General features: G+C 73.8%; 10 protein-coding genes. 5 read left to right on the forward strand and 5 right to left on the reverse strand.

Features of this window, described 5'->3' with window-relative positions; all coding sequences use genetic code 11:
* The first annotated feature begins 19 nt into the window (after window positions 1–19).
* Window positions 20–1,474 (forward strand): GNAT family N-acetyltransferase, encoded by a 1,455-nt coding sequence (locus ACIBUY_RS33875; protein WP_399154661.1) that lies wholly within the window; start codon window positions 20–22, stop codon window positions 1,472–1,474.
* Here ACIBUY_RS33875 and ACIBUY_RS33880 read toward each other — a convergent pair.
* Entirely contained in the window at window positions 1,416–2,693 is a 1,278-nt protein-coding gene (locus ACIBUY_RS33880) for a trans-sulfuration enzyme family protein (RefSeq protein WP_399154662.1), read from the reverse strand. The genes ACIBUY_RS33875 and ACIBUY_RS33880 overlap by 59 nt on opposite strands.
* Window positions 2,694–2,752: 59 nt before the next feature.
* On the opposite strand from ACIBUY_RS33880, the gene ACIBUY_RS33885 reads away from it, so the two are divergent.
* From ACIBUY_RS33885 to ACIBUY_RS33895, 3 genes are all read left to right on the forward strand, one after another.
* Entirely contained in the window at window positions 2,753–3,241 is a 489-nt protein-coding gene (locus ACIBUY_RS33885; protein WP_365571561.1) for an Lrp/AsnC family transcriptional regulator, read from the forward strand.
* Between the two features lie 19 nt (window positions 3,242–3,260).
* A complete protein-coding gene (locus ACIBUY_RS33890) occupies window positions 3,261–4,949 on the forward strand; it encodes a DUF885 domain-containing protein (RefSeq protein WP_365571558.1) in 1,689 nt (562 codons plus the stop codon).
* Between the two features lie 88 nt (window positions 4,950–5,037).
* A complete protein-coding gene (locus ACIBUY_RS33895) occupies window positions 5,038–5,826 on the forward strand; it encodes an ATP-grasp domain-containing protein (protein ID WP_399154663.1) in 789 nt (262 codons plus the stop codon).
* A gap of 13 nt (window positions 5,827–5,839) precedes the next feature.
* Here the strand turns inward: ACIBUY_RS33895 and ACIBUY_RS33900 are convergent, their stop codons facing one another.
* Window positions 5,840–6,322: a rhodanese-like domain-containing protein gene (locus ACIBUY_RS33900; RefSeq protein ID WP_365571553.1), complete on the reverse strand. Its 483-nt coding sequence runs from the start codon at window positions 6,320–6,322 to the stop codon at window positions 5,840–5,842.
* Window positions 6,323–6,478: 156 nt separating this feature from the next.
* Between ACIBUY_RS33900 and ACIBUY_RS33905 the strand changes: the two genes are divergently transcribed.
* Window positions 6,479–6,946 carry an Lrp/AsnC family transcriptional regulator gene (locus tag ACIBUY_RS33905; RefSeq protein WP_365571550.1) on the forward strand — a complete coding sequence of 156 codons (468 nt, stop codon included), beginning with the start codon at window positions 6,479–6,481 and terminating at the stop codon, window positions 6,944–6,946.
* Window positions 6,947–7,095: 149 nt separating this feature from the next.
* Here ACIBUY_RS33905 and ACIBUY_RS33910 read toward each other — a convergent pair whose 3' ends face one another.
* From ACIBUY_RS33910 to ACIBUY_RS33920, 3 genes are all read right to left on the reverse strand, one after another.
* The gene (locus ACIBUY_RS33910; RefSeq protein WP_399154664.1) at window positions 7,096–10,125 is read right to left on the reverse strand and encodes an AAA family ATPase; all 3,030 of its coding nucleotides are present in this window, start codon (window positions 10,123–10,125) and stop codon (window positions 7,096–7,098) included.
* On the reverse strand, window positions 10,122–11,285 hold the full coding sequence (locus tag ACIBUY_RS33915; RefSeq protein WP_365571545.1) for an exonuclease SbcCD subunit D: 1,164 nt from the start codon (window positions 11,283–11,285) through the stop codon (window positions 10,122–10,124). Before ACIBUY_RS33915 ends, ACIBUY_RS33910 begins: the two co-directional genes overlap by 4 nt.
* A gap of 95 nt (window positions 11,286–11,380) precedes the next feature.
* A complete protein-coding gene (locus ACIBUY_RS33920; RefSeq protein ID WP_399154759.1) occupies window positions 11,381–12,673 on the reverse strand; it encodes a ThuA domain-containing protein in 1,293 nt (430 codons plus the stop codon).
* Window positions 12,674–12,677 lie beyond the last annotated feature (4 nt).

Here is a 12,677-nt window from a genome sequence, read left to right on the forward strand (position 1 = left end):
TGGATGCATGAGTCCAGACATGTCTGATGTGACGCGAGTGAAGCACGGCCGCCCGATCCACCACTGGCGCAGGGATCTGGTGGAGCTCGCCGCCCTGTTCACGGCGGTCGCGGTGGCGGACGCGGTGGCGAACATGATCGGGCACGGCCCGGACGGGCCCGCGCTGCTCGTGGTCTCGGCGGTGGTGCTGCTCGCCACCGCCGCGTTCCACGTGTGGTGGTCACGCCGCCCCGGCCATGCGCCGCCCACCTCCGATACCGGCGCCCGGCCGGCCGCCTCCGACGACGAGGACGAGGCGACGGCCGGGCGACAGGGCGACGCGGCGACGGACACCGACCCCGCGGGCAGCACGCTGTGGCGGATGCGGACGACAGTACGGGACGAGCCGGGTTCGCTCGCCTCGCTGTGCACCGCGCTCGCCCGCCGCGAGGTGGACATCCTCAGCCTGCAGACGCACCCGCTGGCCGAGGGCACCGTGGACGAGTTCCTGCTGCGCGCCCCGCGGGACCTGCCCGCCGCCGAGCTGTCCCGGGCGGTGGCGGGGGCCGGTGGATCCGGCACCTGGATCGAGCGGGCCGACGCCCACGACCTGGTGGACGCCCCCACCCGCATCCTGGGCCTGGCCACCCGCACCGCCCTGGACGCGGCCGAACTGCCGCTGGCGCTGCGCCAGTTGCTGGGCCGCTGCACCATCAGGTCGTTGCCCGCGACGGCCGCCGCGCAGGACGAGTCGGGGCCGGTCGAGGGCCGCTTCGACGGGACCGAGATGCGGCTGCGCACTCCGGAGGGCGGGGTCATCACGGTGGAGCGGCCGTATCTGCCGTTCACCCCGACCGAGTTCGCGCGGGCCCGCGCCCTCGTGGAGCTCGACGCCCGGCTCGGCCCGCGGGTGCCGCGCGGCCAGGACGTCCTCACGCTGCCCGAGGGCAACGAGATCACGGTGCACCGTGCCGACGTCGCGGACGTCGACGCGGCGAAGGCGATGCACGACCGGTGCTCGCAGCGCACGTTGAGCATGCGGTACCACGGGCCGGTCGCGGACGCGGACCGCTATCTGCACCACCTGCTCAGCCCCCGTTTCGGCCGCACCCTCGCGGCCCGCACCGCCTCCGGCCGGATCGTGGCGCTCGGCCATCTGCTGTGGGACGGCGACGAGACGGAGATCGCGCTGCTCGTCGAGGACGACTGGCAGCGCCGCGGCGTCGGCGGCGAACTCCTCGGCCGGCTGGTCGCGATGGCGGTCGAGGCCGGCTGCGAGAGCGTGTACGCGGTGACGCAGGCGTCCAACACGGGCATGGTCGCCGCGATGCGCGCCCTCGGCCTGCCGCTCGACTACCAGATCGAGGAGGGCACGCTCGTGATCACCGCCCGGCTCGAGGCGACCCCGGCGACATCGCGACCTCCGTACGAGCAGGCTACGTACGAGCAGGAGACGTACGAGCAGGAGACGTACGAGCAGGCCGACCGGCACTGACCGCGGTCGCGGTCGCGGTCGCAGTCGCGGTCGCGGCCTCGACCTCGGCCGCCGCCGTGCCACAGCCGAGGGCCTGATCCAGGTCGTCCCACAGGTCCTCCACGTCCTCGAGGCCGACCGAGAGCCGCAGCAGCCGGTCACTGACGCCGGCTGCCCGGCGGTCGCCCTCGGCCACGATGCGATGGCTGATCGAGGCCGGATGCTGGATGAGCGAGTCGACGCTGCCGAGGCTGACCGCCGGGGTGATCAGTTCCACCCCGGCGATCACCGCGTGCGGATCCCCGGTGACCTCGAAGGCGACCATGGCGCCGCCGATGCGCGGGTAGTGGACGCGGGTGACGCGCGGGTCGCCCGCGAGGCGCCGGGCGAGTTCGGCCGCGCTCGCCGAGGCCGCGCGCACCCGCACCGGCAGCGTGGACAGGCCGCGCAGCAGCAGGTATCCGGCGAGCGGATGCAGCACGCCCCCGGTCGCGAACCTCACCTTGCGCAGTTCCCGCGCGAACGCCTCGTCGCACGCCACGACCCCGCCGAGCACGTCCCCGTGCCCGCCCAGATACTTCGTGGCACTGTGCAGGACCAGCCGCGCCCCGCTCTCGACCGGCCGTTGGAGCACGGGAGTCGCGAAGGTGTTGTCGACGAGCAGCGGCACGGAGCCGCAGGCGTGGGCGACGGCGCGCAGGTCGACCTCGGCGAGCGTCGGGTTGGCGGGCGACTCCACCATCACCAGGCCGGTGTCGGGCCGGATCGCGTCCGCGATGCCCGCCGGGTCGACCCAGGTGACCTCCGAGCCCAGCGCGCCCGCCGTCAGCAGGTGGTCGCTGCAGCCGTACAGCGGGCGGACGGCGACGACGTGACGCAGGCCCGCGGTCAGGCGTACGAGGAGCACCGCGGTCAGCGCCGCCATGCCGCTCGCGAACGCCACGGCCGCGTCCGTGTCCTCGAGACGGGCGAGCGCCGTCTCGAAGCGGGCGACGGTGGGGTTGCCGAGTCGGCCGTAGACGGGCGGTCCGTCGTCGAGGACGCCGTCGGCGGCGAACGCGTCGATCCTGGCCGCCTCCGCGCGGCTGTCCGCGGACGGGTACGTGGTGGACAGGTCGATCGGCGGGGCGTGCAGACCGAGGGCGGCGAGGTCGTCGCGGCCCGCGTGCACGGCTTCGGTGGCGAGGGCCCGGGGGCGAGGGTGGCTCCGGGGATACGTCACGTCCTCATTGATGTCCATGCCGAAAGTCTGAACAGGGACCGGGATGGGGCGGGTAATTCCCGTGCTACGTTCGGCAGATGACCGATTCCGTCGTACTCGATCCGGTCGACCTGGAGATATTGCGGCTGCTGCAGAACGACGCCCGTATCACCTACCGCGACCTCGCGGACCGGGTCGGCGTCGCCGCCTCGACCTGTCTGGACCGGGTCGGCCGGCTGCGCCGCTCGGGCGTGATCCTCGGGCACGTGCTGCGGCTCGACCCGGCCAAGCTGGGCCGGGGCCTTCAGGCGCTGCTCTCGGTGCAGGTGAGGCCGCACCGCAGGGAGTTGGTGGGTCCGTTCGTGGAGCGGATCCGGGCGCTGCCGGAAGCGCGCACCGTGTTTCATCTGACCGGCCCCGACGACTACCTGGTGCACGTCGCCGTGCGGGACATGACGGACCTGCAGCGGCTCGTCCTCGACGAGTTCACCGCGCGGCACGAGGTGGCACGCGTCGAGACGCGGCTGATCTTCCAGCAGTGGGAGTGCGGACCGCTGCTGCCACCGGGTGATGACGTGGCCCCCTGACTCGTACGAGGATGTCCGCATGTCAGACATCTCGAGCACCCAGCACACCGACGGCCTGCTGCCCCGGCAGGTCGCGGACGCGTACGTCGACGCCTTCGTCGCCCTCGACCCGGTGGAGGGGACGTATCTCGGCGTCCGTGAGTCCCACAGCAAGCTGCCCGACCTCTCCCCCGCCGGCAGCGAGGCCGTCGCCGAGCTGGCCCGCCGGACGCTGGCGCGGCTGGCCGACGCGGAGCGCACGCCGGGGGCCGACAGCGACGTCGAGCGGCGCTGCGCCCGGCTGCTGCGCGAGCGCCTGACCGCCGAACTGGCCGTGCACGACGCCGAGGAACACCTGCGGGCCGTGTCCAATCTCAGCTCGCCCGTGCACAGCGTGCGGGACGTGTTCACGGTCACCCCGGCCGACACCGACGAGGACTGGGCGGCGATCACCGAGCGGCTGCGGGCCGTGCCGAAGGCGTTCGCCGGCTACCGCGAGACGCTGGCGCTCGGCCTGGAGCGCAAGCTGTACGCCGGTCCGCGTCCGACGGCGACGGTCATCGGTCAACTCACCGAGTGGGAGGGCTGGTTCGGGCAGTTCGCCGCGGACGGCCCCGAGGCGCTGCGCACCGAACTGACCGAGGTGGCGCAGGCGGCGGACGCCGCGACGGTCGAGCTGCGCGACTGGATGCGCGACGTGTACGCGCCCGCGATCGAGGGCACCCCCGACGTGGTGGGCCGTGAGCGGTACGCGCTGTGGTCGCGCTACTACAACGGTGCGGACCTCGACCTCGACGAGGCGTACGCGTACGGCTGGAGCGAGTTCCACCGGCTGCTCGCCGAGATGCGGATCGAGGCGGAGAAGATCCTGCCCGGCGCCGAGACGCCGTGGGTGGCGCTCGCCCACCTCGACGAGCACGGGCGGCACATCGAGGGCGTCGACGAGGTGCGGCAGTGGCTGCAGAGCGTCATGGACGAGGCCATCGAGGCGCTCGACGGCACCCACTTCGAACTCGCCGAGCGGGTACGGAAGGTGGAGTCCTGCATCGCGCCGCCCGGCGGCGCCGCGGCCCCCTACTACACGCCGCCGTCGGAGGACTTCTCCCGCCCGGGACGCACCTGGCTGCCCACCATGGGCCAGACCCGTTTCCCCGTCTACGACCTGCTGTCCACCTGGTACCACGAGGGCGTCCCCGGCCACCATCTGCAGCTCGCGCAGTGGGCGCACGTCGCCGAGGACCTCTCCCGCTACCAGGCGTCGCTCGGCGGTGTCTCCGCCAACGCGGAGGGCTGGGCGCTGTACGCGGAGCGGCTCATGGACGAACTGGGCTTCCTCACCGACGCCGAGACGCGGATCGGGTACCTGGACGCGCAGATGATGCGCGCGGCGCGGGTCATCGTCGACATCGGCATGCACCTGGAGCTGGAGATCCCGGCGGACTCGCCGTTCCACCCGGGCGAGCGCTGGACGCCTGAGCTGGCGCAGGAGTTCTTCGGCGCGCACAGCAGCCGCCCCGCGGACTTCGTGGAGAGCGAGCTGATCCGCTACCTGTCCATCCCCGGCCAGGCCATCGGCTACAAGCTGGGCGAGCGGGCGTGGCTGCAGGGCCGGGCCAACGCGCAGGCGGCGCACGGGGATTCCTTCGACGCGAAGGCCTGGCACATGGCCGCGCTGTCGCAGGGGTCGCTGGGCCTGGACGACCTGGTGGACGAGCTGTCCAAGCTGTAGTCCGTGGGGTGGGGCGGTGCGCGGCAGCCGCGTGCCGCCCCACGAAAACCGGTGGCCGGTGGCGCCCCGGCCCGGCCATCCTCACCACATGGCCACACCACGCACGCTGTTCCTCTCGCCCCGCGTCACCGCCACCGGGCAGGCGCTCGCCGCAGCCGCGCGCGGGCGCGGGCTGCGCGTGGAGACGTACGCGACGTGGCGCACGCCCGACGACTGGCGCGCGCTTGCGGGCGCGGGCCTGTACGCCGGGCCGCTCTTCGCCGACGCGGTCGGGCGGGACCTGGGGATCGGACTGCTGGAGGCCGCTCCCGGCTGGCTGGCGACGCTCCCGTACGAACTCACGCTCCGGGACGTCGAGTTGACCACCATCCGCGCGGCCCGCGCACTGCGGCGTCCGGCGTTCGTGAAGCCGCCGAACGACAAGAGCTTCCCGGCGCGCGTCTACCCGGACGGCAGCCGGCTCCCGGGTCCCGACGCGGTGGACGACACGACGCCCGTCCTGGTCAGCGACATCGTGGCCTTCGACGTGGAGTACCGGCTGTTCCTGCTCGACGGCGCGGTGCACACGGCGAGTCGGTACGCCCGGCGGGGCGCGCTGGACGTGGCGCCGCTGCACGACGATCCCTGGCACGCCGAGGTCCTGGACCTCGCGGCGCGGCTGGCGCCCACGGAGCTGCCGAGCGCGATCGTGGTCGACGTCGGGCGGCTGACGGACGGCTCCTGGGCGGTCGTCGAGGCCAACGCGGCCTGGGCCAGCGGGCATTACGCGTGCGAGCCCGGTCGCGTGCTGGACGTCGTGCTGCGCGCCGCGCTGCCGGTGGACTGCGTCGGCCACCGGGACGCGCGCTTCCTGCGGGCGTCGCCGCACCGGGTGTGACCGGTCGGTTGCGTCAGCAGCCGCAGTCGTCGGAGTCGACGGGCGCCGTCAGCGGGTCGGCGTCCTTGCGAGCGGGCCCCTCCCAGGTCTCGTACGCGAAGCCCTCGCGCACCCAGTACTCGAACCCGCCGAGCATCTCCTTGACCTGGAAGCCGAGTTGGGCCAGGGCGAGGGCGGCGCGGGTGGCGCCGTTGCAGCCGGGGCCCCAGCAGTACGTGACGACGGGCACCGACTTGTCGAGGAGCTGCTCGGCCTGCTCCGCGATGAGCGCGGTGGGCAGGTGGACCGCGCCGGGGACGTGGCCCTGGTCCCAGGAGGCGGTGTTGCGCGAGTCGATGACGACGAAGCCCGGGTCGCCGTCGGCGGCGATCGCGGCGGCGACGTCGGAGACGTCGGCGTGGAAGGCGAGGCTCGCGCCGAAGTACGCGGCAGCGGCGGCGGGCGAGGCGGGGGCGACCCGCAGGACGGGGTTGGTGGCGGTCGTGGTGGTGGTCATGGTGCCCTCCTGCGGTTCGTTCGTCCGGTCGCTTCGGGGCCGGTGCGGCGCGCCGTCCCCATGGCCAGAAATCTACGGGCAGTGATCCACTTCCTGAAGTGGTGTTTCCCGGCATCCCTCTTGATCGGCCGGGGATTCCCCTGTTAGCTCTGCGCCATGACCGTCGATTCCACAACCGCTTCCGTTTACGTGCCGGACGCCACCGACTGGCGCATTCTGCAGGTCCTGCAGCGCGAGGGCCGGGCCAGCTACGCGGAGCTGGCGCGCGCCGTGTCCATGTCGGCGAGCGCCGTCACCGAGCGGGTGCGCAGGCTGGAGGAGGCGGGGGTCATCGCGGGGTACGCGGCAGTCGTCGTGCCGGAACGGCTCGGGCTGCCGATCCTGGCCTTCGTGCGGCTGCGCTACCCGAACGGGAACTACAAGCCCTTCCACGACCTGGTCGCCGCGACGCCCGAGATCCTGGAGGCGCACCACGTCACGGGCGACGACTGCTTCGTCATCAAGGTCGCGGCCCGCTCGATGAGCCACCTGGAGGAGGTCTCCGGCAAGATCGGCACGCTGGGGTCCGTGACGACGAGCGTGGTGTATTCGTCGCCGCTGCCACGGCGGGCGATCGGCAACTGAGGCCCTCCGGGCGGGGCGGGCCGGCCGACTGAACCTCCCGAGTCCTCAGGTCTGGATCCCGCGCGTCAGACATCGGCGTCGCGCCGTTCCGCCCAGGTCCGCTGCGTCGGCGGCGCGGCCCCGCAGACCGCCGGTCGAAGCCCGCCCCCCTACTCCGGACCCGCCCCGCGCTGCCGCACCACCGATCCCGCCCGCCCCTTCACGATCTCCAGCTGGGCGTGCACCCGGCGCCGCAGATCTCCGACGTGGCTGACGATGCCGACGCTGCGGTCCCGTTCGCGCAGGGAGTCCAGGACGTCGAGGACCTCGTCGAGGGTCTGGTCGTCGAGGCTGCCGAAGCCCTCGTCGATGAAGAGGGTGTCGAGGCGGACGCCGCCCGCCTCGTCGGTGACGACGTCCGCGAGGCCGAGCGCGAGGGCGAGCGAGGCGAAGAACGTCTCGCCGCCGGAGAGCGTCGCCGTGTCGCGCTCGCGGCCCGTCCACGCGTCCACGACGTGCAGCCCGAGCCCCGAACGCCCGCGCCCGGCAAGGGAGTCGGAGTGCACCAGGGTGTAGCGCCCCGACGACATCCGGCGCAGGCGGGCGGTCGCCGCGGCCGCCACCTGTTCGAGACGGGCGGCGAGGACGTAGGACTCCAGGCGCATCTTGCGTTCATTGTCGGCGGAGGTGCCCGCCGCGAGGGAGGCGAGGCGGGCGATCCGGTTGTACGTGTCGCGCAGCGGGCCGAGGCGGCGGACCTCGGTGGCGGCGCGCCGGGACAGCCGGTCGAGTTCGCCGCAGCGCCGGCTCGCCGCGTCCCGCGCGGAGCCCGCACCGCGCACCCGCGCGTCGGCGGCCTCGGCCGCGGCGTGGGCGGCGGCGACATCGGCCGCGGGCAGGCGGGCGGCCGCGGCGGTGTCCTCCTCGGCGAGGACGGAGCGCACCGCGGCCTGCTCCGACTGCCAGGCGTCCAGGCGGAGTTGGAGCGCGCGGTGCGCCGCGTCGTCGAGGTGGGCGGCGGCCGCGGCCCGCGGCGTGTCGAACCCGGCGCGGAACGCGGCGTCGGCGAGCCGCGCGTCCGCGTCCTTGAGTCGGGTCGCGGTGTCCTCGACGGCACGGGCCGCGTCGGCCGCGTCGGTGAGCAGCCGGGCCTGCCGCTCGAGCTGGGCGGCACGCGCCTCGACGCTGGCGGCAGTGCCGCGCGCCTGCGTCAACTCCTGCTCCAGGCCAGCCTGTTCACGTTCGAGGGCGTCCCGCAGGGAGGCCCGGGCCGCGGTGCGCGTCGCGGCTTCCTGGCGGGCGGTGAGCCGGCGCCCGTGCTCGCTCTCCGCGCGGGCGAGCGTCTCGCGAGCGGCGTGCAGCCCGGACGCGAGGGTGCGCGCCTCGGCGTGTCGCGCCTCCAGTTCCCGTACGGAATCGGCGAGTTGCACGGCGGGCCCGTCCCCGGCGGCGGCCTTCGCCGCGGCCAGTTCCTCCCGTACGCCGGCCAGGGCACGCTCCGTGTCGCTGCGGCGCGCGTCGGCCGTGCGGTAGGCGGCGAGGGCGCTCTCCTCGGCGGCACGGTCGACGTGCCGCTCCGACTTGCGCATCGGCGCGGGGTGTTCCCTCGCGCCGCACACTGCGCAGGGGGCGCCGTCGACGAGGCCCTCGGCGAGTTCGGCTGCGACGTCGCGCAGGCGCTGTTCCTTCAGGCCGAGCCAGTGCTCGTGCGCGGCGGCGGCCTCCTCGCGGGTCCGCAGCACGACGGCCCCGGCCTCCTCGGCCCGGGCGGTGAGCCGGTCGCGCTCGACGGCGGCGCGGGCCTGGTGCCGCGCGGGCTCCAGCTGTCCGGCGAGGTGCTCGGCGCGGGTGGCCGCCTCCTGCGCGTCGTCGACCCGGCTCTGGAGCGCGGCGCGGCGGGTGTCCCAGGCGGCGAGCCAGGCCCCGGCCTCGTCGAGGAGTTCGGCGTCGGCGCGCTCCTCGCGGTCGAGCCCGGCCCGCTCCTGGTCGAGCCCGGCGAGCCTGCGCTCGGCGCGCCGCGCCGCGTCGAGCCCGCCGAGCTCCAGAGCAACACGCCGTGCGGCCTCGGCGAGGGCCTCGGGCGGGGCACCCGCGGCCAGGTCGGCTCCGCCGGAGTCGGCCCGCAGCGCCCCGCGCGCCCGCTCCTCCCGCGTCTGCGCGTCCCGGTGCTCGGCCTCGGCCGCCTCCCGCAGGGCCAGCGCGGGCGCCACGGTCTCCGCCTTGCGGGCCCGCTCCATCCGCTCCTCGAGCTCGCGGTGCTCGGCGGCCCGCTCCGCCAGCGCGGCCGCCCGCGTCTGCGCCTCGGCGTGGCGGCGCTGGAGGCGGCTCCGCTCGGTCACCTCGGCGAGGTCGCTCTGGGCCGCCGCGCGGGCCGCCTCGGCGGCGATCAGGGCGAGGTGGCTGTGCGTGAAGTGTTCGCGGGCCGTGGAGCGGGCGGTCGCTGCCCAGGTGAGGACGGCGTCGGCGAGGGCGGGGTCACCGGGCGCCGCGTCGACCGGCGGGAGCTCCACGATGCCGCCCGCGGCCTGCTGCATCCGGTGCGCGTCGGCGAGCAACTCGGCGTCGCCCGCGGCGACTTGGCGCTCGGCGCCGCGCCGGTCCTCGGCGAGCCGCTGCTCGACGGCGGCGAAGCGGTGGGTGTCGAAGAGGCGGCCGAGGAGTTTGCCGCGGGCCTCGGCGTCGGCGCGCAGGAACCGTGCGAAGTCGCCCTGCGGCAGGAGCACGACCTGGCAGAACTGGTCCTTGCTCATGCCGAGGAGCTGGGTGATCTCCTCGCCGATCTCCTGGTGGGAGCGGCTCAGGTCCTTCCACTCCCCCGTGACCGCGTCATGCTCGCGCAGCCAGCTCTGCGCCTTCTCCGTCGTGAAGCCGGTGCCGCGCTTCTTCGGGCGGGCGAACGGCGGCTGCCGCGTGATCTCCAGGCGGCGCCCGGCGACGGTCAGCTCGAGGGCGACCTCGGTGCGCACACCCGGCTCGGCGTGATCACTGCGCAGCCCCTGCCCCTGGCCGCCACCGCTCTGCCGGGCACCGGGCACGGATCCGTACAGGGCGAAGCAGACCGCGTCGAGGACGGAGGTCTTGCCCGCGCCGGTCGGTCCGTGCAGCAGGAAGAGTCCGGCGGCGGACAGCTCGTCGAAGTCGATCTCCTGCGTCCCGCCGAAGGGGCCGAACGCGGTGACGCGCAGGGTGTGCAGTCTCACCGGGCGACCTCGGCCACCACGTCGTCGACGCGCACGGCGTCGAAGGCGGCCCGCAGCACCGCCCGCTCCTCGTCGTCGGGCCCGGCGCCCCTGACGTGCGTCACGAAGTCCTCCGCGATCTCGTGGTCGTCGCGCCCCTTGAGGCGCTCGGCGTACGTGGCGTCCGGCTGCGTGTCCGTGCGGCGCGGTTCGAAGAGCAGGCTGAGCGTGTGCGGGAAGCGCTCCATGAGCCGGGCCATGGGGTCGTCGGGCCGGATCTCGTCGGTGAGGGTGGCCTCCACCCAGGACTCCTCGTGGACGGTGAGCTCCGGGTCGGCGAGCAGGTCGTCCAGGTCGCCGTGGATCCGGGCGAGCGGCCGGGGCACCGGGCAGTCGATCCGCTCGGCGGTCACGGCGCCGTCGGCGTCCAGGTCGACGAGCCACATGCTCTTGCGGTGGTCGGCCTCGGAGAAGGAGTACGGCAGCGGCGAGCCCGAGTAGCGGACGCGCTCGGCGATGACCTGGCTGCCGTGCAGATGTCCGAGCGCCACGTAGTCGACGCCGTCGAAGATTCCGGCGGGGACGGCCGCGACGCCGCCGACGGTGATGTCGCGCTCGCTGTCGCTGGGGGCGCCGCCGGTGACGAAGGCGTGGGCGAGGACGACGGACCGGGTGCCGGGTGCGCGCTCGGCGAGGTCGGCGCGGACCCGGTCCATGGCGGCGGCGAGCACCTGCTCGTGTCCGGCCCTGGCGACGGCGAACTCGTCCTTGACCAGGGCGGGTTCGAGATAGGGAAGCCCGTAGAAGGCGACGTCGCCGTGCGCGTCCGCCAGCACGACCGGCTCGCCGCAGCGGCTCGCCTCCGTACGGAGGTGGATGCCGGCGCGGCCGATGAGTCCGGCGCCGACGCCGAGGCGGCGCGCCGAGTCGTGGTTCCCGGAGATCATCACGGTGGGCACCCCGAGCGCGGCGAGCCGGTGCAGCGCGTCGTCGTACAGCTCGACGGCGGCGAGCGGCGGCACCGCACGGTCGTACACGTCGCCCGACACGACGACCGCGTCCACGCCCCGCTCGCGCACGACGGCGACGAGGTGGGCGATGAACGCGGCCTGGGCATCGAGCATGCTCACGCGGTGGAACGCGCGGCCGAGATGCCAGTCGGACGTGTGCAGGAGCCTCATGGCACACGAGGCTAACTGCTGGGTCGGACATCACGTGCGGAACGCCCTGATCAGACGCCCCGCTCCGTGACCTCGATCACAAACGGTCAGAGCGGTCAGGGCTGTGCGGTCACCGTGAAGCTCTGTGCCGCCGACCCGTCACAGGCACGCTGCGTGAGCTGCGTGCTGTTCGTGGCGGTGCCCGCAGCGGTGAGGCACTTGCCGCTGTGCCGGGCGGTGAAGTGGTAGCGCCCGGCGGCTTCCTTCACCGGGAGCCACTGCTGGTTGTTCCCGCCGCCGTACGCCCACAGCTGGAGCGGCGCGTTGTCGGCGGTGGAGACGCCGGTCACGTCGATCACCTGCTGCGGGTTCGGGCGGACGCCGATGCGCCGGTATCCGCTGTCGGTGGAGGCGAGCCGGAACTGCTGGGCCTGCGTGGCGTTGCAGGCGTACTGCTGGATCGCGGTCCCGTTGGCCGTGGCGGCCGCGCGGGCGTCCACGCAGGTGCCGTTGCCGACGTTCTGCAGCGAGTACCAGGACGCCTCGGAGAGCGAGTCGTCCGGCGGGGTGGTGCTGCCTCCGCCGCCGAGCCACTTGAGGCCGTCCAGCAGGAACCGGTTCTGGGTGGCGCCGGCGAACGTCGACGACAGCCGCGTGTTGGTGTCGTAGTTCATCGCGTTGTGGCCGAAGTTCGCGTACAGCATCTTGTACTTCGTGTTGGTCCACAGAATCGGGTAATAGCCGCTGTACCAGGACTGGTTGGGGTCGGTGCCCAGCGGGAAGCTGCTGGGGTCGACCGAGGCGAGGATCTTGATGTCCGGGTTCTGCCGCAGGTCGTTGCTCCAGCTGTACCACTCGCTGACCGACGAGGTGAACGTGGCGGGCAGGTTCACGGTGGAGGGGTGCGTGCGGTCCTCGACCTTGAGGGTCGCGGACGTCGGGCCCCAGGTGTTGGACTTGAAGTTGCCGCTGCCGAGGAACTGGTTGTGGTACCAGGACCAGCTCGCCGCGTCCGTGGTGAAGGCGGAGACGTGGAAACCCATCCAGGCGCCGCCGCCGCGCATGTAGCTCTCGAATCCGCTGCGTTGGGCGGCGGTCTGCGGCAGGTCGTCGAGGAACAGGACGACCTGGTAGGCGTTGACGCCGCCGTTGGCGAGCAGGTTCCAGTCGTTGCTCGCGGTGTAGGTGAAGCCGTTCGCGGCGGCCTGCTTCGGGAACCAGTCGTTCGCCTCCTTCTCGAAGTCGATGTGCGCCGCGTCCCACGTGCCGCTGTAGAGGCCGAGCACCTTGAAGGGGGCCGCCGCGGTGCTCGCGTGGGCGGCGGGTGGTGCCGCGAGCCCGAACAGGGCGGCGAGCAGGAGGAGGATCCGCAGGGCGGTGCGGCCGGATCCGGATCTGACGGCATGCATGCCG

It is taken from the genome of Streptomyces sp. NPDC050085, assembly GCF_044460595.1.
In the GTDB taxonomy this organism is placed as follows: domain Bacteria; phylum Actinomycetota; class Actinomycetes; order Streptomycetales; family Streptomycetaceae; genus Streptomyces.

Coding starts and splice junctions, on each gene's coding strand:
- ACIBUY_RS33875 (WP_399154661.1), top strand. CDS start 20: ATGTCTGATGTGACGCGAGTGAAGCACGGCCGCCCGATCCACCACTGG.
- ACIBUY_RS33880 (WP_399154662.1), bottom strand. CDS start 2,693: ATGGACATCAATGAGGACGTGACGTATCCCCGGAGCCACCCTCGCCCC.
- ACIBUY_RS33885 (WP_365571561.1), top strand. CDS start 2,753: ATGACCGATTCCGTCGTACTCGATCCGGTCGACCTGGAGATATTGCGG.
- ACIBUY_RS33890 (WP_365571558.1), top strand. CDS start 3,261: ATGTCAGACATCTCGAGCACCCAGCACACCGACGGCCTGCTGCCCCGG.
- ACIBUY_RS33895 (WP_399154663.1), top strand. CDS start 5,038: ATGGCCACACCACGCACGCTGTTCCTCTCGCCCCGCGTCACCGCCACC.
- ACIBUY_RS33900 (WP_365571553.1), bottom strand. CDS start 6,322: ATGACCACCACCACGACCGCCACCAACCCCGTCCTGCGGGTCGCCCCC.
- ACIBUY_RS33905 (WP_365571550.1), top strand. CDS start 6,479: ATGACCGTCGATTCCACAACCGCTTCCGTTTACGTGCCGGACGCCACC.
- ACIBUY_RS33915 (WP_365571545.1), bottom strand. CDS start 11,285: ATGAGGCTCCTGCACACGTCCGACTGGCATCTCGGCCGCGCGTTCCAC.
- ACIBUY_RS33920 (WP_399154759.1), bottom strand. CDS start 12,673: ATGCATGCCGTCAGATCCGGATCCGGCCGCACCGCCCTGCGGATCCTC.